This is a genomic window from Pseudonocardia sp. Cha107L01 (assembly GCF_052566575.1).
The window spans coordinates 4,997,467-5,019,093 of the sequence record NZ_CP199579.1 but is presented as its reverse complement, the minus strand read 5'-3'; the positions used below and the strand labels follow the sequence as shown (position 1 = coordinate 5,019,093).

The window sequence follows — 21,627 nt, the reverse complement described above, 5'->3', positions numbered from 1 at the left end:
GAACAGCTCGTCCCGGAGTACACCGCACCAACAAGGAGGACGCCATGGTCGGCGACTACCTGGTGATCGTTATCTACATCGCCGCCATGATCGGCATCGGTTGGCTGAGCATGCGGATGGCCAAGACGAAGAGCGACTACCTGGTCGCCGGCCGGCGGCTGGGCTGGTTCATGTACTCCGGCACGATGTCGGCGATCGTGCTCGGCGGCGCCTCGACAGTCGGCGGGGTCAAGCTCGGCTACACCTACGGCATCTCCGGCGCCTGGCTGGTGGTCGCCATCGGGATCGGCATCCTGGTACTGCACGCGCTGTTCGCGCGGCGCCTGGTGCGGCTGCGGGTGTACACCGTCAGCGAGATGCTGCAGCTGCGGTACGGCAACGCCACCACGAAGATGTCCGGCATCGTGATGTGGGCGTACACGCTGATGATCACGGTCACCTCGACGCTCGCGTTCGCCACCATTTTCAAGGTTCTGCTCGGCGTGCCGGACGCGGTCGGGATCGCGGTCGGCGGCTCGATCATGGTGCTGTACTCGGTGTTGGGTGGCATGTGGTCGATCACGCTGACCGACATCGCCCAGTTCGTGATCAAGACGGTCGGCTTCCTGCTCATCCTGGTTCCGGTGGCGGTCAGCGCGGCGGGCGGGTTCGCCGGCCTGCACGCAACCCTGCCCGCGAGCTACTTCGACTTCGGTGCGATCGGCGGCGCCACGATCGTCGCCTACCTGGTGACCTACAGCCTCGGGCTGCTCATCGGGCAGGACATCTGGCAGCGGGTGTTCACCGCCCGCACCCCGAGGGTGGCCGTCGGCGGCGGCATTCTGTCCGGGGTGTACTGCCTGATCTACGGCCTGGCCGGCGCGGTGATCGGGGCGTGCACGAAGGCCCTGTACCCGAACCTGGCCAACCCGCAGGACGCCTTCGCCACCGTCGTCGAGCAGCTGCTGCCGACCGGGGTGCGCGGCCTGGTGCTGGCCGCCGCCCTGTCCGCGATGATGTCCACCGCGAGCGGCGCCCTGATCGGCTGCTCCACGGTGAGCACCACCGACCTGCTCGGCAAGCTCTGGCAGCGGTCCCGGCTCTCCGAGGTGAACCAGAACCGGGTCACCACGCTGGTGCTAGGCCTGCTCGCGATCGGCATCGCCATGGCGGTCAACGACGTGGTCGGGGCGCTCACCGTCGCCTACAACCTGCTGGTCGCCGGGTTGCTGGTGGCGATCGTCGGCGCACTGTTCTGGACGCGCGGCACCACGGCCGGCGCGGTCGCCTCGATGGCTGCCGGCTCGGTGGTCGCGGTGGTCATGATGATCATCGAGGGCCTCGACGCGAACGAGCCGATCTTCTACGGTCTCGGTGCCAGCCTGGTCGCATACCTCCTGGTCAGCGCGCTCACCCCGCGCACCCCGGCCGACGTGCTGGAAGCCTGGAGCCGGCGGCTGGCCGGGGAGGGCGGTCCACCCGCCGACGATGAGCTCACGGTGGCCGGCTCGACCGCCGGCCCCGCCGCCGAATAGCCCCCACGCCGCACACCGGCGAAGACCCAGAGGAGTTCCCCATGCTCGCCACACCGCCGCTCGGCCCGGTCGACTCGTCCCAGGTGCCCCGCTTCGCCGGGTTCGCCACCTTCGCCCGGCTACCCCGGATCGACCAGGTCCAGCGCGCCGACATCGCCGTCGTCGGGGTGCCCTTCGACGCCGGCGTCAGCTACCGCCCTGGCGCCCGGTTCGGTCCGGCCGCGCTGCGCGAGGCCAGCCGGTTGCTCCGCCCTTACCACCCGGAGCTGGACATCTCGCCGTTCGCCGCCGCGCAGGTGGTGGACGCCGGTGACATCGCGGTGAACCCGTTCCACATCGGCAAGGCCATCGACACGCTGCAGGCCGGGGCCCTGGAGCTGACCGCTGGCGGCACCAAGCTGGTCACCGTCGGCGGCGACCACACCATCGCACTCCCGCTGCTGCGCGCCGCCGCCGCGAAGCACGGGCCGGTCGCGCTGCTGCACTTCGATGCGCACCTGGACACCTGGGACACCTACTTCGGCGAGCCGTACACGCACGGCACCCCGTTCCGCCGCGCCGCGGAGGAGGGCATCCTGGACACCAGCGCGCTCTGCCACGTTGGCATCCGGGGTCCGCTCTACGGCCAGCACGACCTCGCTGAGGACCGCCGGCTCGGGTTCGGCATCGTGACCTCGGGCGATGTGCTGCGCCGAGGTATCGACGAGACCGTCGACGCGCTGCGCCAGCGGATCGGTGACCGGCCGCTCTACATCTCGGTGGACATCGACGTGCTCGACCCGGCACACGCCCCGGGCACCGGCACCCCGGAGGCCGGCGGCATGACCAGCCGTGAGCTGCTGGAGATCCTGCGGGGGCTGGCCGGCCTGAAGCTGGTCGGCGCCGACGTGGTGGAGCTCGCCCCGGCCTACGACCACGCCGAGATCACCGCGATCGCCGCGGCGCACGTGACATACGACCTGGTCAGCCTGCTCGCGCTGGAGTTCGTCAAGTGACCGGGCAGGACCGGGCCGGAGTTGAGGCTGAGGCCGGGAAGCAGCGGATCGGTGGCGATCTGGTGGTCGAGACGCTGCGCGCGCTCGGCGCGGACACCGTGTTCGGGCTGCCGGGGCAGCACGCCCTGGGGCTGTTCGAGGCGTTGCGCCGGGCGCCGGACATCAGACTGGTCAGCTCCCGGGTCGAGAACAACCTGGCGTTCGCAGCCGACGGGCACGCCAGGGCCCGGCTGGCCACCGCGCCCGACGGACCCGTCCCGGTCACCCCGATGATCGTCTCGACCGGGCCCGGCGCGCTGCTCACGCTGGCCTCGCTGCAGGAGTCGCGGGCGGCGTCGGTACCGGTACTGGGCATCTCCAGCCAGATCCCGGTGGCCGGGCTGGGCGGCGGGCGGCACGGCTACCTGCACGAGCTCACCGACCAGCGGGCGAGCTTCCGCGACGTGGTCAAGTCGGTGCACCCGGTACTGACCGCGAGCCAGCTGCCGACCGTGCTGCGGGAGGCCTGGGAGTCCGCCGCGACACCCCCGTTCGGACCGGTGTGGGTGGAGATCCCGCAGGACGTGCTGCTGGCGCCGACCATCCTGCCGCCGATCACCTCGGTCACCGCCCACCCGGCGCCGCTGTCCCCGCTGCCCGAGCTGATCACCGAGGCGGCCCTGCTGCTGGACGGCGCGGAGCACCCGGTGATCCTGGCCGGCGGCGGCGTGCTCCGCGCCGGGGCACGCGAGGAGCTGCGGGCGCTGGCCGAGGCACTGCGGGCGCCGGTATTGAGCACCTTCGGTGGCAAGGGCGCGTTCGGCTGGGAGCACCCGCTGTCCGGCCAGTCCTGGCTGGAGGACCAGCACGCCACCGACTTCCTGGCCGCGGCGGACGTGCTGCTGGTCCTCGGCTCCGGACTCGGCGAGCTCTCCAGCAACTACCACACGTTCACCCCGCGCGGGCGGGTGATCCAGGTCGAGGCGGACGCCGGCAAGCTGGAGGCGAACTACCCGGCGCTAGGCATCCACGCCGACGTGAAACCGACCCTCGCCGAACTGCTCACCCGGGTCACCAGCCGGCCGGCCGACGGGCGCGCCGAGGCCGCCGTCGCCGAGCTGCTCACCAAGATCCGCGCCCGGCTCGCCGCACAGCCGCTCGAGCTGGAGCAGCGGGTGTTGGCCGACGTCCGCCGGGCGTTGCCGCCGGGTACCCAGAGCTGTTGGGACATGACGATCCTGGCGTACTGGGCGTGGTCCGGCTGGAACACCGACGAAGCGCCGATGCACACCGCGCAGGGCGCCGGCGGGCTCGGCTACGGACTGCCCGCCGCGCTCGGCGTGGCCGCCGCGACCGGTGGCCCGGTGCTCGCCGTGTCCGGGGACGGCGGTGCGATGTACAGCATCGCCGAGCTCGCGACCGCTGTGCAGCACCAGCTCGACGTGACGTGGCTGATCGTCGACGACGGCGGCTATGGCATCCTGCGCGAGTACCTGACCGGCGCGTTCGGCCAGTCCACCGCGACCGAGCTGACGCGCCCCGACTTCGCCGCGCTGGCAGGTGCCTTCGGGGTGCCGGCCACTGTCTCCACGGTCGACACCGTCGGCGACGACCTGGCGGCCGCACTGCGCATGCCCGGCCCGAGTGTCGTGGTGCTGCCCGCCCTGCTCCGGATGTTCGCGCCGACCCATCTCGGCGGCTGAGCCGGCCAGCGGCTCAGCCGCTGACCCCGGATTGCACAGACAACCCCGCGAGGACCACCGCGAGGCCGGCGCCGAACGCCGACTCCTGATCGACCGACCCGTCGCCGCCCGGTCCGCCGACGGGGTGCGCCTCCTGATCACCCGCGCGCACGCCGGCCAGCAGGTCGGCCAGCCCGGGTACCCGGGCCTGGCGCGCGGCCTGCTGCTGCACGAAGCCGGTGGTGTAGGCGGCGAGCACCTCGTACGCCGTCCGGATCTGCCGGTCGTCGAGGCCGATCTCGGCCAGCGCGCGCAGCACCTGCTGGAACAGCCGCTGCGCGGCCGCGCCGGGTACCGGCTGGGTCCCGACGATCAGAGCCAGCTCCGGGTGCTCGACCAGTACCCGGTACACGGCGCGGAAGATCGCGGCGATCTGCTCGTCCCACCGCAGGTGCGCGGCGTCCGGCACATCGATCTCGCCGAGTAGCCGGTCCGCATAGAGCCCGAGCAGCTCGTCCTTGGTGCGTACGTAGCCGTAGAGCGTGGTGACTCCGACGCCGCACTGGCGGGCGAGGCCGCGCATGGTGACCGCCTCCACCCCACCGGAGTCGATCAGCTGGGCTACCGCGTCGACGAGGTCGCCCACCGTCACACGGTCGGCGGAGGCCCGCTGGCGAGGAGGCATCCGCCGATCCTACGCCGTTTGCCAAACATGTTCGGGACACGTACGGTTCGTTCTGCGAACGTGTTCCGAACACGTTCGGAATTGCTCGTCCGGCATCGCCCGTCCCGTCCTGGAGGAAGCCCGTGGCCTGGTCGAACGTCGTGTCGGAAGCCGATGAGGGGTTCCATCCGCGCACCGGGGACCCCTGGTGGAACGAGAGCTCGTTCACCACCTTCCGGGTCCCCGAACGGCAGCTCTTCGGCATCCTCTACCACTACTTCCGGCCGAACCAGGACACCGTGATGGCCGGGCCGTGGTTCGTCGATACGACCGGCGACGAGATGTCGAACTGCCGCTACAACGGGTTCGACTGGCACCTGCCCATGCCGGCGGGCGCGGACATGTTCGACTTCACCTGCGAGAACGGGTACGCGGTACAGACCCTGGAGCCGCAGCGCGCCTACCGGCACACGTACCAGGCGCCGGGCTGCGAGTTCGACCTGACGTTCACCGCCGACCGGTTGCCGGTGGCCATGCAGTCCGCCGGGGAACGGATCAACACCGGGATGCGGGACTTCGTCCAGGACGTGGCGGCCGCCCGGACCGGGCACTACGAGCAGACCGGGGTGATGAACGGTTCGCTCGTGCTGGAGGGCGAGTCCGTCGAGGTGGTCGACGCCGCGGTGATCAAGGACCGGACCTGGGGGCCGCGCCGGATCCTGATCCCGCAGCGCAAGCCGCGCGGCTCCTACATGTTCGCCCGCGCCGACAAGGACAACTCCTTCCAGGCTTTCGCGATGAGCGACCGCCCCTGGGAGCAGGACCCGATCGTCGGCGCACCCGACCCGGTGGTGTCCGGCTTCTACGTGAAGGACGGGGTCGAGGGCCGGCTGGTCAGCGGTACCCGGCGCATGGTCGAGCGCCGCGCGGACGGCCGCCCGGTCCGGGAGGTCCTGGAGGCGGTGGACGAGCACGGCCGTGAGCTCTCCGCGACCGGCGAGATCGTCTCGCTGCTCAAGTGGCACTCCCCGTACGGCGGCGTGATGACGCACTGGTGCTACGAGAACTGGACCTTCGACGGGCACGTCGACGCCCCCGGTGAGCTGCAGGACTGGTTGATGGGCCGGCACCTGAGCCACTGGATGCGGTCCGGCAGTGATCGCGTCCTGCGGGTCGACGCGCCACTGAGCCATGTCTGACCTCGCCGCCCGGCTGGCGGCATTTCTGTCCCGGCGACTGCCCGATGCCGACACTGTCTCGGTCACCGACTGCGTGCCGTTGCAGGGCGGCTACAGCCGGCTGATGACCAGGTTCACCGCGCACATCGACGGCGCCCCGCGCACGCTCGTCCTGCGTGCCGACGCGGTGGACAGCGCAGCTCCGATCGAGACCGACCGGGTGCGCGAGTGGGAGCTGCTGGCGGCGCTCACCCGCCAGGGCGGCGCACCGATGCCGGACGCGCTGTACTCCGACGAGGACGGTCATGAGCTGGGCAGCAAGGCGATCGTGCTGGACTACGTCGAGGGCGGGCCGTTCCTGTCGCTGGTACGCGCCTCGGACGACACGGCGCTGCCCGCACACGCCGACGCGCTCTGCGATCTGGCCGCCGACGTGCAGGCCGTCGACACCGCCGTGCTGCCCGCCGCTGTCGAGCGGCCGGCCGACTGGCACTCCTACCTCGACGAGCTGATCACCCAGTGGCGCGGGGTCGAGGCCGAGCTCAGCGAGTCGATCCCGATGCTGCGGTACGTGGGCGCCTGGCTGGAGCGCAACCGCCCACCCGAGGCACCGCTTGCCCTGGTGCACGGCGAGTTCCAACCCGGCAACATCATGATCGGTCCCCACGGCCGGCTCGTGGCGGTGGACTGGGAGTTCGCCCACATCGGCGACCCCCGCGAGGATCTCGGCTGGGCGACGTGGGTGGAGGCGATCCAGCCGCCGGCGTTGATCGGGCGGGACCCGGTGGCGTTCTGCGCGCGGTACCGGGAGCGCACCGGGCTCAGCGAGGACATCATCAACCCGCTCACCGTGGCGTACTTCTCGATCCTGCCGGCGATCCGGGTGTTCGCCGGCCTACTGCGAACCCAGCAGAACTACGTGACCGGCACGAACACCGACCTGCGCACCGCGTTCCTGTTCAACGCGAACATCACCGCCTTCGAGGGCTGGTTCCACGCCACCCGCCAGCTCGAGGCCGCGAAACAGTCCAGTGAGGTGTCCGCATGATCGCGCGCCCGTCCGGCCGACAGCTCCTGGAGACGGTCCGGACGGAGCTGCGCACCACGATCAAGCACGCCGTCACCGACGCGGATGCGCTGGCCCGGCTGGACATGATCGACTCCATCCTGGGCAGCGTCATCATGCGCAGCGACGACGAGGTTGCCTGGCTGCGCGAGGAGATCGCCGCCATCGAACGGGCCGGTGATGCGGTGCTCGCGGACAGGGCGGACGAGACCGGTCAGGTGGCCGCCGCGCTCGCCGTCCTGCGCGCCAACCGCGCCACCGGCTACCGACTGCCCGACCTGCACGCCGAGTACAACCTGGCCGGCGAGGTGCTGTCCCGCGCGGTGGAGGCCGGGTCGCGGGCCGGAGGGCGGCTGCGACGCACGGTCGAGGAGGTGCTCGAGGAGCGCCTTCGCCGCGAAGTACTGATCCGGGGCGAGTTCTCGCTGGCCGGACGGATCTGAGCTCTCGCACATCCCACGGACAACGGCGCCGGGGATCCGACGGAGGAGAACCATGGGCAGGCTGGACGGCAAGGTCGCACTGATCACCGGAGGCACCCGGGGCATCGGTCGCGGGATCGTGGAGCGGTTCACCACCGAGGGCGCGAGGGTCGTCTTCGTGGGGCGCACCGCGGCGGCCGGGGAGGCGGTGGAGACGGAGGTCCGCGCGCAGGGTGGCGAGGCCACCTTCGTGCGTTGCGACATCGGCGACGAAGCGGATGTGCAGGCCGCCGTGGCGACCACGGTGCAGCGGTACGGCGGCCTGCACGCACTGGTCAACAACGCCGCGGCGACCGAGCTCGGCGCCGTCGACGGCCGCCTCGGCGACATCGAGCTGGCCGGCTGGAACGAGATCCTCCGGATCAACCTGACCGGGATGTTCCTGGTCACCAAGCACGCACTACGGCACATGGAGTCGGCCGGCGGCGGCACCGTGGTCAACATCTCGTCGATCGCGTCGATCACCGGCCTGCCCGGCAGCGCCGCGTACACCGCGACCAAGGGCGCCTTCAACAGCCTCACCCGATCGATCGCCACCGACTACGCCCGCGCCGGGGTCCGCTGCAACTGCCTCGTGCTCGGACTGCATCCCGGCGACAGCTGGGCGTTCTATCTGACCGACCCCCGGTTCCGCGACGCGATGGCCGCCGTCCACCTCACCCCCCGGTTCGGGATCCCGGACGACACGGCGTTGGCGTGCGTCTACCTGTCGTCGGAGGAGTCCGGGTTCGTCACCGGTACCCAGTTCACCATCGACGGCGGCGCACACATCGCCACCCGCTATCCCACCGATCTGGTCCTGGAGTCCTACTCGGACCGGGCCGACGCCTAGTTCTCGCCGGCGCGGCGGACGATCCCGGGAAGTGACGATGACATGACCACGATGACATGACCACGATGACGGCATACCGGCTGGTGCAGTGGCAGGCGGCGGCCCAGTTCCGTGAGGTGCCGGTACCCGTGCCCGGGGCCGGCGAGGTTCTGGTGCGCACCGACGCGGTGGGGCTGTGCCACAGCGACCTGCTGCTGCAGGACGCGCCGGCGGGGGCGTGGCCGTTCGCACCGCCGTTCACGCTCGGCCACGAGGTAGCCGGGACGGTCGCCGCGCTCGGTCCCCCGGTGTCTTCCCAGTCGTCGTCGGTGCTGCGCGAAGGCGACGCGGTGTTGTTGTCCTGCGTGCACTCCTGTGGACTGTGTGAGCGGTGCGTCCGGGGCCAGGAGAACTACTGCGCGCTGTCCCTGCGTTTCACCACCCGCGGCGTCGGGCTGGACGGCGGACTGGCCGAGTACGTGGTCGCCCCGGCTCGGGAGGCGGTACGACTGCGGTCGTTGACTCCCCGGCAGGCGGCGGTGCTCTCCGATGCGGGTGCGACGGCCTACCACGCGGTGCGGTGCAGCCTGGCGAAGCTGCCACCGGGGTCGACCGCACTGGTCATCGGCGCCGGCGGGCTCGGCGGCTTCGCCATCCAGCACCTCCGGTTGCTCAGCCGCGTCCGGGTGATCGCGGTGGATACCGCTGCGCACCGGCTGGAGTTCGCCCGCGAGCTCGGTGCCGATGAGTTGCTCACGTCCGACGGCTCCACGGCGGCCCGGATCAGGGAGCTCACCGGCGGCGAGGGGTGCGCGGCGGTCTTCGACTTCGTCGGCACCGACGACACGCTCGCCCTGTCGCTGGCCAGCGCGGCGGCGGCCGGTCGGATCACGGTCTGTGGTGCGGCGGGTGGGCAGGTCGCGGCGGGTTGGGGGCGGCTTCCCGGTGGCTGCGAGCTGGTGGTCTCCTACGGTCACACGCTCTCCGACATTCGGGATGTGGTCGCGCTCGCCGAGCAGGGCGCGTTCCGTATCGAGACGGAGGATTTCCCGTTCGCTCAGGTTGCCGACGCGTACGAACGGTTGCGCTCTGGTGCGCTGAGCAGTCGCGCGCTCATCACCATGCACTGAGCTGGTGAATGGGCCGCGGGTTTCGGCGAGGCGTTTGGGAGTAGTCGATCCATTTAGGCGGAATAAATTCAGGGAGCCCTTCGTGCATGCGGACTTCCCAATCGGACTGGTGCACCATCCGATGATGCGTCCAACACAACATCACCAAATTGTCGAGTCTTGTTTCACCGTGATGGACCCAGTGCACAATATGGTGCACCTCGCAGGAACTCGGTGGCCGGTCACACCCCGGATGGGCACATCCACCGTCCCGAACCGCGACCGCCCGCCGCTGCGCCAACGTGGCGCAGCGTTTCTCCCGGCCCACATCCAACGGCTCACTGTTCGCGCCGAGCACGATCGGGGTGATCTGCGCGTCGCAGCTGAGCCGGCGTACTTCACCCGGCCCGATGTGGCCGCCGAGTTCGAGGTTCGCCCCGCGCAACCCGGCCTTCAGCGCCTCTAAACCCATGGTGATCGCCACGTGCGGGCGCTCACCGCCCTGCGCGGGGAGCCGGCCTTCGTCCAGGGTGTGCGCGCAGATCTCCCCGAGCGCATCAGCCTGACGTTGCCCGAGGGACTTGTTCTCGTCGGCGGCCGGTTTGAGGATCGCCCCGATCGCCCGGGCCACCGTCTCGAACGTCGCCGAGTCCAACTGGCCCTTGATCTTCCCGCCGACCCCGTGGCGGGACTTGGCCAGGTGTAGCTCGTTGACCTGGGGATCGTCCTCGCCGGGAGGCGCGCCGTCCTGGTCGAGTAGGTCGAGTTCCTCGCGGGCTTTGCGGGCCAACAACTCCGGGCTGTACTGCCGGGCCCAGTCGGCGAACAACACCTCCGCCGCGACCCACTGCTCCACCGTGATCCGCCGGGCGGCGTCCGTGGCCAACACCGACTCGATCACCTCAGCATGCGCCAGATCGATCTCCAGCGCACCCAACGCCATCGCCGTCGCCGGCAGTTTCGGCTCCAACACCTCACCCACCAACGACCGGGTGGGGAACACACTGGCGGCCACCGCCACCATCCGCCGCCCGTCGCGCTGGCTCACCCCGAGCAGATCGCTGACCGCATTCCTCGAGCACGTCCCCCGCTCGAGAAACTCCCCATCCCGATCCAACCCGGCAACCAGCATCAACGAGTCGTACTCACATTGGCGCCGCAAAACCTGGTAACTCTTCAACCCATCAATCCGACACTCCGCATCACCGGTGCGCTCGAGTGCGCGCAACGCGGCCATGGAATCCATGACCACCCGCCGCGCCGCAACAACCGAACCCTCCGACATACGGCAATTATGTCGAACGGGTACGACAATTTCCGGACCGATACCGCCGCCCCCGAAAAAAAGGTTTCATGATTTTTTGCGAACCCCGCCGAACGTCCCCGACGCGAGTCCCCGACTCAAGAACAAAGGTCAGGATCCCGACGCCCTAACTGACTGCTGTCCCGTCCAAAGCTTCAGTAAAACGCGCCCAGCCACCCCAAGCCGACGAAGTCAATCGAGCCGTCGGGACACCGCAGGCTCCCGACGGAGCACGTAGGACAGCCACCCCGAACCACGTACCTCCCACGACGCTTTGCTCTGCGCACATATGCGCAACAACCCGCCCCCGACCAGCCCTGTTACGTCTACCTACGCAGAGCAAAGCGGCTCGACCGCATGTCCGACCACGCCGGCCCGCACCACGTACCCCGCGCGCACCTCGACGGAAAGCTCGGCTCCGTCGTCGTCCAGCGGGCACCGGGCCACCACCGCGGCGTCATCCCACAGGCCGGATCGCCGGCCGTGTTCGACCCAGAGCAGCAGGTCGGCCGCGTACTCCGGGGCCGGTGCCCGGACCGAAACCGGCGCCGCCGCCCAACTCTCCGGCGTACCGGTGACCGACGCCAGGTAGCGGCGCAACGACCACGGCGGGAGGGACAGCTCGGCCAGCACCCGCAGCGCGTCCTCGGCGCAAGGCACCACCACGGTGTCCGACCGGTCGGACAGCGGCTGGGGAGCGACCGCCGGATCGACGCGCAGTCGAACACCGCGGCGAGCGTCCGGAGGTGGCACCAACAGGCGGCCGGACGGCTCGGCCCCAGCAACGGCCGCGCCAAGGGCTCCGGCCGCGGCACCCGGTCCGGCCCCGGCCCGCGCCGCGGCACCGGCACCGGTACCAGCCGCACCACCCGGTGCCGCGGCACCGGCACCGGTACCAGCCGCGCCACCCGGTGCCGCGGCCCCGGCACCGAAGGCGCTCACCGGCGTACCCAGCCACCGGCTCACCGCCACGACGAGTTCGCCCAGCCCGGCGCAGTCGGTCATCGCGCCGGTCGGGGATCGCACGAGCCAGCCACCACCCCGCGCCTGCACCCGCGGCCCTGCGGGGCCGAGCAGGCGAACTACCGCGTTCGCCACCGCTGACCGAGCCGGCAGCCCGGCGAGGAACGGGCGCGCCCAGTCCGCCGCACCCCGATCCGACCCGCACGCTCCGCACATCAGCGCCGCCCGACGGTCACGCCATCACGTCCCCGGAGACGATCACGGCATCACGTCGCCGGAGTTCGGCCCGAGCGTCTGGCCGACGTAGAGGTTGCCGCCGGGGTCACTGGCCAGCAGCACCGCGGTCGGCGCCACCTCCTCCGGGCGGCCGAACCGACCCAGCGGCAGCTCGGCACGTTTGGCCCGCTTCCAGTCCTCGGTGATGCCCTCCACCATCGGCGTATCGATCGGGCCGGGCGCGATCGCGTTCACCAGCACACCGTGCGCAGACACCTCCAGCGCGAGCGACTTCGTCAGCGCGATCACCCCCGCCTTGGCCGCCGCGTAGTGCGCCAGTTCGCGCCCGCCCTTGATACCCAGCTGCGAGGCGATGTTGATGATCCGCCCGGAACCGCGCTCCAGCATGCCGGGCAGCACCGCGCGACAGCACAGGAACACCCCGGTCAGGTCGACCGCGAGAGTCTCCGACCAGGTGTCCAGGGACATCTCGGCCAAGGGTGACTCGGTCAGGATGCCCGCCGAGTTGACCATAATGTCCAGCGGGCCGACGAGCTCACCAGCCGCCGCCACCGCGCGCGCGACCGACCCCTCGTCGGTGACGTCGAGCGACACCGCGCCCGCCACACCCAGCGACGCCGGGTCGCACGGAGTCCGGTCCGCCACCACCACGGCAGCGCCGGCCGCCGTGAATGCCGCCGCGATCGCGGCGCCGATGCCGCTCGCACCACCGACCACGAGCGCGGTCCGCCCTTGCAACATGCATCCTCCCTGGTCAGGCCTCGTGAGTGGCGAGTGGTCCGATAAGGTCGCTCGCCACTCACGGGGTCAGGCTGGCATGCGGATGGTGAGGCCGCCGTCGGCGATCAGCGCCTGGCCGGTGACGTAGGACGCCTCGTCCGAGGTCAGGAACCGGATCACCGACGCGAGCTCCTCCGGCCGGGCGGCCCGGCCGAGCGGGATGTCCTTGCCGGCCCGCTCCAGCCCGTCCGGCCCCAGCGAGTTGACCGGGTCCAGTGACTGCGGGGTCACCACGTAGCCCGGGATCACCGAGTTCACCCGGATCCCGCGCGGCGCCAACTCCACCGCAACGCTGCGCACCAGGCCGAGCACGCCGGCCTTCGCCGCGCCGTAGTGCACGTGCTCGCCCCAGCCGTAGACGCCACCGGCGATCGAGGACACCGCCACCATCGCACCCGGCCCGGCCATCCGCGCCGAGGCGGACCGGAACACCCGCAGCACCCCGGTCAGGTCGACCTGCAGCAGGTCGTCCCAGGCGTCGTCGTCCAGCTCGGCGAGCGCCGCCCTGCGCAGCACCCCGGCGTTGGCCACCGCGATGTCGAGGCGGCCCCACTGGTCCAGCGCCCGCTGGGCGAACGAGTCCACCTGCTTCGAGTCGCGCACATCGACCTCGTGCACCACGCACTCGCCCCCGGCCGCGTGCACGAGACGGGCGGTCTCCTCGGGGTCGTGCGGGTCACCGGGGAACGTGCCGACCACGGTCCGGATACCCGCCGAGGCGTAGGCCACCGCGACCGCCCGACCGATCCCGCTGGCCGCGCCACTGATGATTGCCACCTGTTCATCCGCCACCGACGGTCACCCCTTCAGTGTCTCCGCCGTGCGCGCGGCGAACATCAACACCCCGGACAGGAACGTGCCGAGCGCGCCGACGATGAGCGCGGCCGAGCCCCAGGTGTGACCGGAGGCCAGCATCGAGGTGACGATCACGCCGGCCACGATCGCGCCGGGCTGGGACAGCGCGTTCAGGAACGCGGTACCGGTCGCGCGGCACTGGGTCTCGTAGCACTCACCCATGTAGAACAGCAGCGCCGCGTACGGCCCGATCAGGAAGAACATGCCGAACGAGTAGAGGACGACGACGGCGAAGGTGCCGTGCGCGACGGTGAGGGTGAGGGAGAACAGGATGCCGGACAGCAGCCAGCCGACCGCGATCACGTTGCGCCGGCCGAACCGGTCACCGGCCCAGCCGTGGAAGATGTAGCCGAGGTAGCCGACCGCGTTGATCACGATCAACATCAGCAGCGAGCCGGTGAAGCTGACCCCCTTGCCCTCGGTGAGCACGGTGGTGCCGAGCACGCTGAACACCTGGATGCCGAACCAGTTCACGATCCAGGCCAGGCCGAGCACCAGCGTGTTGCGCAGCGCCTTGCCCTGGAAGATCGCGACCAACCCGCCGGACTCCTGCTTGACCAGCCCGTACGACGCCGCCATCGCGTCGGCCTCGGCGACCTGGCCCTGCTTGCGCATCTTGCGCAGCGTCAGCTCCAGCTCGAACTGCGGGCTCTCCTTGAGCTTCCGGCAGAGCAGCGCGATGATCACGGCCGGGAAGAACGCCAGCAGGAAACAGCCGCGCCAGCCGACCAGCGGCAGGAACACCGCCACGAACGCCACCGCGATCAGCACGCCGAGCGGCCAGCCGCCCTGCACCAGGCTGTACACCAGGCCGCGGCGCTTCTTGATCTTCTCGTCCTCGGTGACTGCGTAGATCTCATTGAGGTACGTGGCGTTCACCGCCTGCTCGGACAGCCCCAGCCCGCTCAGAGCCCGGATGCCGACCAGGAAGCCGATGCCAGGGGTGGCCGCGCTCGCCGCCGAGGACACCGCCGTGCCCGCGACGGTGAGGATCATGCCCCGGCGCCGGCCGATCCAGTCGACCACCGGGCCGATGGCCAGTGCGACGACCGCGGTGCCGACCGAGACGAGGGTGGAGACGAACGAGGCTTTCGAGGCGTCCCAGCCGAAGGTCTTGGACATCTCCGGCAGGAGCGTGCCGAACAGGATGTAGTCGTAGACGGCGAACGTCCAGGCCAGGAAGGCGAGCACGGTCGCCCGCCTGGTGTCCTTGATGCCGAAGCGCGGCAGCGCCGTGGTGGCGGCATTCGCGGTGGATTCCAGTGACATGGTGGTGCCCTTTCGGGAGGGATCACAGTGGTCGCGAAATCAGTCCTTGCTCGAATGCTGTGCTCGATCTGCCGTGCTCGATCTGCCGTGCTCGATGTGCCGTGCTCGATGTGCCGTGCTCGATGTGCCGTGCTCGCCCGTTCAGGACCGGGGGAACCGGGCCAGGAAGTCGTCCGCGATCTCGTCGAACGTCGACCAGCGCACGCCCTCGTGCGAGTTGATGTGCTCGATCAGCCGCTCCAGCATCAGCAGGTTCTGCGGCCGGCCGGAGACGTCCGGGTGGATGGTGAAGGTGAACGCGGCGTAGTCCAGCTCGCGGTAGACCCAGTCGAACTGGTCGCGCCAGCTCTCCTCCAGCGCGCGCGGGCTGACGAAGCCGTGGCTGTTCGCGCTGGCCTTGATGAACATCATCGGCGGCAGGTCGTCCAGGTACCAGTTCGCCGGGATCTCCACCAGGCCGGTCTCCTCGCCCCGGACCAGCGGCTTCATCCAGTCCTCGGCGTTCTTGGCGTAGTCGATCTTCGTCCAGCTGTCGCCCACCCGCACGTAGTACGGGGTGAAGTCACGGTGCATCAGTGAGTGGTCGTACTTGATGCCGCGCTCGATCAGCAGCTCGTTGGTGACCGGTGAGAACTCCCACCAGGGCGCCACGTACCCGGTGGGGCGGGTGCCGCTGACCTTCTCGAGCAGCTCGATGCTCCGGTCGAGCACGGCGCTCTCCTGCGCGCGGGTCATCGCGATGGGGTTCTCGTGCGAGTAGCCGTGCACGCCGACCTCGTGGCCCGCGTCGACCACCATCGCGGTCTGCTCGGGGAACGTCTCCACCGAGTGGCCCGGGATGAACCAGGTGGTACGAAGGTTGTTGCGTTCGAACAGGGTGAGCAGCCGGGGCACCGCGACCTCGCCGGCGAACATGCCACGGGAGATGTCGCACGGCGAGTCCTCGCCCCCGTAGGAGCCCAACCAGCCGGCCACCGCGTCCACGTCGACACCGAAGGCAACCCGAATCTCTTTGGCCATCTCAGCTGTTCCTCTCTGCCAGGCACGGATCGAGCCGCGCGCCGTACGAAGTTCCGGTCCGCCGGGCCAGCTCCTCGCCCACCCGTACCGGGTCGCGGTACTGGGCGAGGAGCGCGGCCAGCAGGATCCGGGCCTGGGACGGCCGGAGCACCCCGGTGGGGACCGCGCCGGCCGCCAGTAGGTCGAGTCCGCCGCCGTTGCCGTAGATCGCGGCGACCGGGCCGGCGGCAACCCGGGTGGACAGCGCCACCACGACGCCGGCGGCGGTCAGCCGCTCGACGGCGGCGCAGACCTGCCGGTTCGCGTTGCCCGCACCGGTACCGGCGAGCACCACGCCCCGGGCTCCGGCGGCGTGCACCGCATCCAGCACGGTGGCGTCCGCGCCCGGGTAGTAGGTGACCGCGTCGACCCGGATGTCGTCCAGGTCCAGCGCGGCCATGTCCAGCGGCGGGAAGCGCACCGGGCGGGCGCCGAGGCTGACCACGCCGTCGCGCACGCCACCGAGCGGGCCGGTGTCCGGCGCGCTGAAGGCGGCGGGCGCGCCGGTGTGCGTCTTGCGGGTGCCCCGGGCGGCGAACACCGCGCCGTCGAAGGTGATCAGCACGCCGAGGTCGCGGGCGGCGGGATCGGCGGCGACCGCGACCGCGTCGGCCAGGTTGCGCGGGCCGTCGGTGTCCGGCACATCGGCGGCGCGCTGGGCGCCGGTGAACACGACGGGTCGGGGGTCGCTGTGCACCAGCTCGGCCAGGTAGGCGGTCTCCTCCATGGTGTCGGTGCCGTGGGTGACCACCACGCCGAGCACCGAGTCGTCGGCGAGCGTCCGGTGGATCTCCCGGACGATCCCGGCCATGTCGCCCGGTGTGAGCAGGTAGCTGCCGAGGCAGCACACGTCCCGCCCCTCGACCGGCACCTCCAGCGCGACCGGGAGGCGCTCCAACAGCGCGGTCACCCCGTCGCTGGCCACGCTCGCGCCGCGCTCGTCGCGGCGCGAGGCGATGGTCCCGCCGGTGGAGATGATGACAACCCTGCGCACTCGGCCGCTCCACTTCGTTCAGCTAGTTGGTTGATGTCTGCTGTACCCAAACGATTGGGCCAATCGTTTGGGTATCATGCGCGTGACTGTCGGCCGAAGTCAATAAACTCGCTGTTACGCTCGCCGACGAGTGCGACGATCGCGTTAACAGCGGCGGCAGCAGCGACAGCGACAGCGACCTGGCACACCGACCGCCGACCAGCGCATGAAGGACGGGCGCATCGTGGACACCGAGCACAACGGGCCGGTCACCCTGCGCACCATCGCCGACCGGCTGGGGCTGCACGTCTCGACCGTGTCGCGGGTGCTGCACGCCAAGCCCGACGAGCAGCTGCGGGCCGCGTCCGGGGCGACCGTCGAGCGCATCCGCGCCCTGGCCGACGAGCTCGGCTACCAGCCGAACCCGCACGCCACCAGCCTGCGCACCCGGCGTAGCAACCTGGTCGGGGTGCTGGTGCCCCGCCTGTCGGACATCGTGCTGGCCACCATCTACGAGGGCATCGAGGAGGCAGCCGCCGAACACGGGCTGTCGACGTTCGTGACGAACACCCGGGACATCCCAGCCGTCCAGCGGGCCCGCACCGAGATGGTGCTGGGCCGGCGGGTGGACGGCATGATCTTCGGTGACGCCTACGTCGACGGGGGTTTCCTCGAGGAGATCACCGCGCGGCGGGTGCCGTTCGTGCTGGTCAGCCGCCGGGCCGGGCGGCACATCTCGGTCACCTGCGACGACTACCGGGGCGGTCAGCTGGCGGCCGAACACCTGCTCGATCGAGGCCACCGCTCGGTCGCGGTGATCGCCGGTGAGCCGTACGCCAGCACCGGCATCGACCGTACGGCGGGCTTCGTGGACACGTTCCGCGAGGCCGGGCTGCGCATCCCGCCGGAGCGCATCCTGCACTCCCGTTTCGACGCCCGCGGCGGGCGACTGGCGGCGGAGCAACTGCTCAGCGTGGGCCGCCGCCCGTCGGCGATCTTCGCGGTGAACGACTTCGCGGCCATCGGCGCCCTCGGCGCGGCCCGCGACCTCGGGTTGCTGGCGGGCACCGACATCGCCGTGGTCGGCTTCAACGACACCCCACTGGCCGCCGAGCTGCCGATCGCGCTGACCACGGTCCGCTCCCCCATGCACAAGATGGGCCGGCGCGGCCTGGAACTGCTGACCCGACTGATGCGCGGCGAAGAGGTGGCCTCCGAGCGGCTGCGCCCCGAGCTGATGGTGCGCGCCTCCAGCGGCGCCGAGGCGGCGCACCCGACACCGGCCGCCGGCGCCTAGAGCCAGTCCCCGCTCCGGACTCCCGGCTCAGTACGGTTTCGGTGGCGTTCACCGGCAGTGCGGGCTGCGTTCACCACCGGCGATGAAGATCCGGTGCCATGGGATCCGACACCGACCTTCCGTCCGGGCCGCGGTTCAACCGCCGGGGCGTGCTGGGCGCCGCCGCCGGCCTGGGCGGCGCGGTCGCCCTCGGGGTGCCGGGGCTGGCCGCCTGCGCCACCAGCGGGCCGGCCTGGCAGCGGCCGGACCGGTCGGCGGCACCGCCGGTCGCCGGGCTGCACCTGCAGTTCGGCGCCGACGCGGGCACCGAGGCAGTGGTGTCCTGGCACAGCACCAGCTCGGTCGGCCGGCCCCGGGTCATGCTGGGCACACCGACTGCCGGCTTCGGCCAGGAGGTGGCCGCGGCGACCCGGACCTACCGGGACAGCGCCTCCGGCACCGAGGTACAGATCCACCACACCAGGCTGACCGGCCTCACCCCGGACACCGACTACATCTACGCCGCCGTGCACGACGGAGCCAGCCCCGAACTGGGCACCTTGCACACCGCGCCCCGAGGCAGAGTGGCGTTCACCTTCACCAGCTTCGGCGACCAGTCCACCCCCGCGCTGGACATGGTCACCGGCGTCAGCCCGGGCAGCGCCAACGGCACCGGCAGCAACTACGGCGCGGACAACTACGGCTCCCCCGCCGCCGGTGACCTGACCGCCGCCGTGGAACGCATCGCGCCGCTGTTCCACCTGGTCAACGGGGATCTCTGCTACGCGAACCTGAGCCACGACCGGGTCCGCACCTGGTCGAACTGGTTCGCCAACAACGGGCGCTCGACGCGGCACCGGCCGTGGATGCCGGCGGCCGGCAACCACGAGAACGAGCTCGGCAACGGGCCGATCGGCTATCGGGCCTACCAGGCCTACTTCGCGCTGCCGGACGCCGGCGCGGAGCCGACCTTCGCGGGGCTCTGGTACGCCTTCACCGCCGGCGCGGTACGGGTGATCAGCCTGAACAACGACGACATCGCGCTGCAGGACGGCGGCAGCTCCTACGTCAGCGGCTACTCCGGGGGCGCGCAGCGGCGGTGGTTGGAGAACGAGCTGCGCACCAGCAGGGCGAACCCGGACGTCGACTGGATCGTGGTCTGCATGCACCAGGTGGTGATCTCCACCGCGGACCAGTTCAACGGCGCCGACCTGGGCGTCCGCGAGCAGTGGGTGCCGCTGTTCGACCAGTACGGCGTGGACCTCGTGGTGTGCGGGCACGAGCACCACTACGAGCGGTCACACCCGATCCGCGGCCAGCAACCCACCGACACCCGGACCCCGATCCCCACCCAGACCAGCACCGACGTGCTGGACACCAGCAAGGGCACGGTGCACATGGTGATCGGCGGCGGGGGCACCTCCATCCCGTCCAACAAGCTGCTCTTCGCCCCGGCCAAGTGCCGGGTGATCACCGCTGTGGGCGCCCCGGACCCGGCAACCGGGAAGCGCAAGGCGAACTACGTGCTGGAGGACGCCCCGTGGTCGGCCGTGCGCGACGCGGAGCACGCCTACGGCTTCGCCGCGTTCGACGTGGACCCCGGCGGCACCGGGCCGACCACCGCCATCCACGTCACCTACTACGCGGTGACCGGCCCGTACGGCGAGCTCACGCCGGTGGACCGGTTCACCCTGACCCGCCCCCGGCACAGCTGAGCCCGTTCACCCGGAGACCGGGGCCCGCCAGCGGGAGAACCGCCGCTCCAGGGTCACCAGCAGTTGGTTGAGCCCCAACCCGAGCAGCGAGATGGTCAGGATCCCGGCGTACATCTGCGGGATCTGGAAGTTGAACTGGGCGGAGTTGATCAGGTAGCCGAGGCCGGCCTTCGCGCCCATCATCTCGGCGGCGACCAGCACCATGATCGACGAGGCCACGGCGAGGCGGACCCCGGTGAACAGGGTCGGCAGCGCCGAGGGCAGCACCACCTTCCAGAACAGGCTCAGCGACGACAGCCCCAGCGAGCGCGCGGAGCGGACCAGCAGCGGGTCGACCGTGCGCACCGCGCTGACCGTGTTCAGCAGGATCGGCCACAGCGACGCGAACAGCACCAGAGCGATCTTGGACGTCTCGCCGAGCCCGAGCAGCAGCACGAACACCGGCAGCAGGGCCAGTGGCGCGGTGTTGCGGAAGATCTCCAGCAGCGGGTTGAGCGCCTCGGCCACCGGCCGGTACCAGCCGACGAGCACGCCGAGCGGCACGGCGATCAGTACCGCCAGGGCCAGCCCGGTCACCGAGCGCAGCAGGCTGGCGCCGAGGTGCTGCTCGAGCTGACCGTTGCCGGCAAGCGCCAGCCAGGCGCCGAGCACGGTGTGCAGCGGCGGCAGGAAGACCCTGTCCACCAGGCCCGAGCGCGGCACGAACTCCCAGGCCAGCAGGAACGCCACGATCGCGGTGCCGCGCCGGAGCAGCCAGCCGACCGGCCGGAGCAGTCGTCCCGCGAGCAGCCGCGTCGATACCCGGCGGCCCGCCTCCCGGACCGGCTCGGGGCGCAGCTCAGTCGTGGTGGCCAACGCCGGCCACCTCCCGCAACCTCTGGGCCGGTACCTCGGTGCGCCGCTCGGACGCCCCGAGCTGGCTGACCTCGTCGCGCAGCGCCGACCACACCCGATGCCGGTAGTGCCCGAACTCCGGGGCGGAGCGGGGGTCCTCCCGCGCGTCGCGGTGCGGCAGGTCCACGTCGATGACCTCCTTCACCCGGCCGGGGCGGGCCGTCAGCACCGCGACCCGTTGCCCCAGGTAGACGGCCTCCTCGATGCCATGGGTGATGAACAGGACGGTCTTGCCGGTGCGCGACCAGATCCGCAGCAGCTCGTCCTGCAGGGTGTCGCGGGTCTGCGGGTCCAGGGCGGCGAACGGTTCGTCCATCAGCAGCACCTCGGGGTCGAACGCCAGGCTGCGGGCGATCGCCACCCGCTGCTTCATGCCACCGGACAGCTCGTGCGGGTACCGCTTGGCGAACCCGTCCAGCCCGACCAGCTCCAGGTAGCCGCGAGCCAGCTCGGCCCGGTCGCGGCGGGGCACCCCCTTGGCTTCCAGGCCGAACTCCACGTTGCCCAGCGCCGTGCGCCACGGCAGCAGCGCGTACTGCTGGAACACCACGCCCCGGTCCAGCCCGGGCCCGCGCACCGGCGAGCCGTTGATGGTGAGCTCACCGCCGCTCGGCTCGGTCAGCCCGGCGAGCAGGTCCAGCAGGGTCGACTTGCCGCAGCCGCTGGGCCCGACCACCGTCATCAGCTCGCCGGGGCGGATGTCCAACGAGACGCCGTCCAGCGCCAGCACCTCGCCGGAGCCGGCGCTGAACCGTTTGGACACATTGTCGAACCTGATGCCGCTGCCGCTCATCGTTGTCCTCACTGCTCTCGGACTGCTCGG

Annotated in this window: 20 protein-coding genes; 10 read left to right on the top strand and 10 right to left on the bottom strand. The window is 71.0% G+C overall.

Annotated elements, in window-relative coordinates:
• The first annotated feature begins 44 nt into the window (after window positions 1-44).
• The 3 genes from ACTXG6_RS23505 to ACTXG6_RS23495 are packed head-to-tail and all read left to right on the top strand — an operon-like array spanning window position 45 to window position 4,191.
• Window positions 45-1,514: a sodium:solute symporter gene (locus ACTXG6_RS23505; protein ID WP_445181521.1), complete on the top strand. Its 1,470-nt coding sequence runs from the start codon at window positions 45-47 to the stop codon at window positions 1,512-1,514.
• 41 nt (window positions 1,515-1,555) lie between these two features.
• Window positions 1,556-2,509: an agmatinase gene (gene speB, locus ACTXG6_RS23500; protein ID WP_445181520.1), complete on the top strand. Its 954-nt coding sequence runs from the start codon at window positions 1,556-1,558 to the stop codon at window positions 2,507-2,509.
• Window positions 2,506-4,191, top strand: coding sequence for a thiamine pyrophosphate-binding protein (locus ACTXG6_RS23495; protein WP_445181519.1), 1,686 nt, complete (start codon window positions 2,506-2,508; stop codon window positions 4,189-4,191). The genes speB and ACTXG6_RS23495 overlap by 4 nt, the downstream gene beginning before the upstream one ends.
• Window positions 4,192-4,204: 13 nt before the next feature.
• Here the strand turns inward: ACTXG6_RS23495 and ACTXG6_RS23490 are convergent, their stop codons facing one another.
• A complete protein-coding gene (locus ACTXG6_RS23490; protein ID WP_445181518.1) occupies window positions 4,205-4,855 on the bottom strand; it encodes a TetR/AcrR family transcriptional regulator in 651 nt (216 codons plus the stop codon).
• 140 nt (window positions 4,856-4,995) lie between these two features.
• Here ACTXG6_RS23490 and ACTXG6_RS23485 point away from each other — a divergent pair, with 140 nt between their 5' ends.
• Genes ACTXG6_RS23485 through ACTXG6_RS23465 form a run of 5 tightly spaced genes read left to right on the top strand, consistent with a single transcriptional unit; the run spans window position 4,996 to window position 9,501 of the window.
• On the top strand, window positions 4,996-6,033 hold the full coding sequence (locus ACTXG6_RS23485) for a hypothetical protein (RefSeq protein WP_445181517.1): 1,038 nt from the start codon (window positions 4,996-4,998) through the stop codon (window positions 6,031-6,033).
• Window positions 6,026-7,060 (top strand): phosphotransferase family protein, encoded by a 1,035-nt coding sequence (locus ACTXG6_RS23480; protein ID WP_445181516.1) that lies wholly within the window; start codon window positions 6,026-6,028, stop codon window positions 7,058-7,060. Before ACTXG6_RS23485 ends, ACTXG6_RS23480 begins: the two co-directional genes overlap by 8 nt.
• The gene (locus ACTXG6_RS23475; protein ID WP_445181515.1) at window positions 7,057-7,521 is read left to right on the top strand and encodes a hypothetical protein; all 465 of its coding nucleotides are present in this window, start codon (window positions 7,057-7,059) and stop codon (window positions 7,519-7,521) included. The genes ACTXG6_RS23480 and ACTXG6_RS23475 overlap by 4 nt, the downstream gene beginning before the upstream one ends.
• A gap of 52 nt (window positions 7,522-7,573) precedes the next feature.
• On the top strand, window positions 7,574-8,392 hold the full coding sequence (locus ACTXG6_RS23470) for an SDR family NAD(P)-dependent oxidoreductase (protein ID WP_445181514.1): 819 nt from the start codon (window positions 7,574-7,576) through the stop codon (window positions 8,390-8,392).
• Window positions 8,393-8,448: 56 nt separating this feature from the next.
• Window positions 8,449-9,501: an alcohol dehydrogenase catalytic domain-containing protein gene (locus ACTXG6_RS23465; protein WP_445181513.1), complete on the top strand. Its 1,053-nt coding sequence runs from the start codon at window positions 8,449-8,451 to the stop codon at window positions 9,499-9,501.
• Here the strand turns inward: ACTXG6_RS23465 and ACTXG6_RS23460 are convergent.
• The 7 genes from ACTXG6_RS23460 to ACTXG6_RS23430 all read right to left on the bottom strand — a co-directional run bounded on the left by ACTXG6_RS23460 (window position 9,488) and on the right by ACTXG6_RS23430 (window position 16,940).
• On the bottom strand, window positions 9,488-10,726 hold the full coding sequence (locus ACTXG6_RS23460) for a DUF222 domain-containing protein (protein ID WP_445181512.1): 1,239 nt from the start codon (window positions 10,724-10,726) through the stop codon (window positions 9,488-9,490). The two genes, ACTXG6_RS23465 and ACTXG6_RS23460, sit on opposite strands and share 14 nt — an antisense overlap.
• 387 nt (window positions 10,727-11,113) lie before the next feature.
• Window positions 11,114-11,809, bottom strand: coding sequence for a hypothetical protein (locus tag ACTXG6_RS23455; protein ID WP_445181511.1), 696 nt, complete (start codon window positions 11,807-11,809; stop codon window positions 11,114-11,116).
• 195 nt (window positions 11,810-12,004) lie between these two features.
• Window positions 12,005-12,724 carry an SDR family NAD(P)-dependent oxidoreductase gene (locus tag ACTXG6_RS23450; protein ID WP_445181510.1) on the bottom strand — a complete coding sequence of 240 codons (720 nt, stop codon included), beginning with the start codon at window positions 12,722-12,724 and terminating at the stop codon, window positions 12,005-12,007.
• A gap of 66 nt (window positions 12,725-12,790) precedes the next feature.
• Window positions 12,791-13,540 carry an SDR family NAD(P)-dependent oxidoreductase gene (locus ACTXG6_RS23445; protein ID WP_445181509.1) on the bottom strand — a complete coding sequence of 250 codons (750 nt, stop codon included), beginning with the start codon at window positions 13,538-13,540 and terminating at the stop codon, window positions 12,791-12,793.
• Window positions 13,541-13,561: 21 nt separating this feature from the next.
• On the bottom strand, window positions 13,562-14,887 hold the full coding sequence (locus ACTXG6_RS23440; protein ID WP_445181508.1) for an MFS transporter: 1,326 nt from the start codon (window positions 14,885-14,887) through the stop codon (window positions 13,562-13,564).
• Window positions 14,888-15,028: 141 nt separating this feature from the next.
• Window positions 15,029-15,907, bottom strand: a complete 879-nt coding sequence (locus ACTXG6_RS23435) for a polysaccharide deacetylase family protein (RefSeq protein WP_445181507.1) — start codon at window positions 15,905-15,907, stop codon at window positions 15,029-15,031.
• Window position 15,908: 1 nt separating this feature from the next.
• Entirely contained in the window at window positions 15,909-16,940 is a 1,032-nt protein-coding gene (locus ACTXG6_RS23430; protein WP_445181506.1) for an asparaginase, read from the bottom strand.
• Between the two features lie 205 nt (window positions 16,941-17,145).
• Between ACTXG6_RS23430 and ACTXG6_RS23425 the strand changes: the two genes are divergently transcribed.
• Together ACTXG6_RS23425 and ACTXG6_RS23420 are read left to right on the top strand one after the other, a co-directional pair.
• Window positions 17,146-18,216, top strand: a complete 1,071-nt coding sequence (locus ACTXG6_RS23425; RefSeq protein ID WP_445181505.1) for a LacI family DNA-binding transcriptional regulator — start codon at window positions 17,146-17,148, stop codon at window positions 18,214-18,216.
• Window positions 18,217-18,314: 98 nt separating this feature from the next.
• A complete protein-coding gene (locus ACTXG6_RS23420; RefSeq protein ID WP_445181504.1) occupies window positions 18,315-19,910 on the top strand; it encodes a purple acid phosphatase family protein in 1,596 nt (531 codons plus the stop codon).
• Between the two features lie 6 nt (window positions 19,911-19,916).
• Here the strand turns inward: ACTXG6_RS23420 and ACTXG6_RS23415 are convergent, their stop codons facing one another.
• Both ACTXG6_RS23415 and ACTXG6_RS23410 read right to left on the bottom strand, forming a co-directional pair.
• On the bottom strand, window positions 19,917-20,765 hold the full coding sequence (locus ACTXG6_RS23415; RefSeq protein WP_445181503.1) for an ABC transporter permease: 849 nt from the start codon (window positions 20,763-20,765) through the stop codon (window positions 19,917-19,919).
• On the bottom strand, window positions 20,749-21,597 hold the full coding sequence (locus ACTXG6_RS23410) for an ABC transporter ATP-binding protein (RefSeq protein WP_445181502.1): 849 nt from the start codon (window positions 21,595-21,597) through the stop codon (window positions 20,749-20,751). Before ACTXG6_RS23410 ends, ACTXG6_RS23415 begins: the two co-directional genes overlap by 17 nt.
• Window positions 21,598-21,627 lie beyond the last annotated feature (30 nt).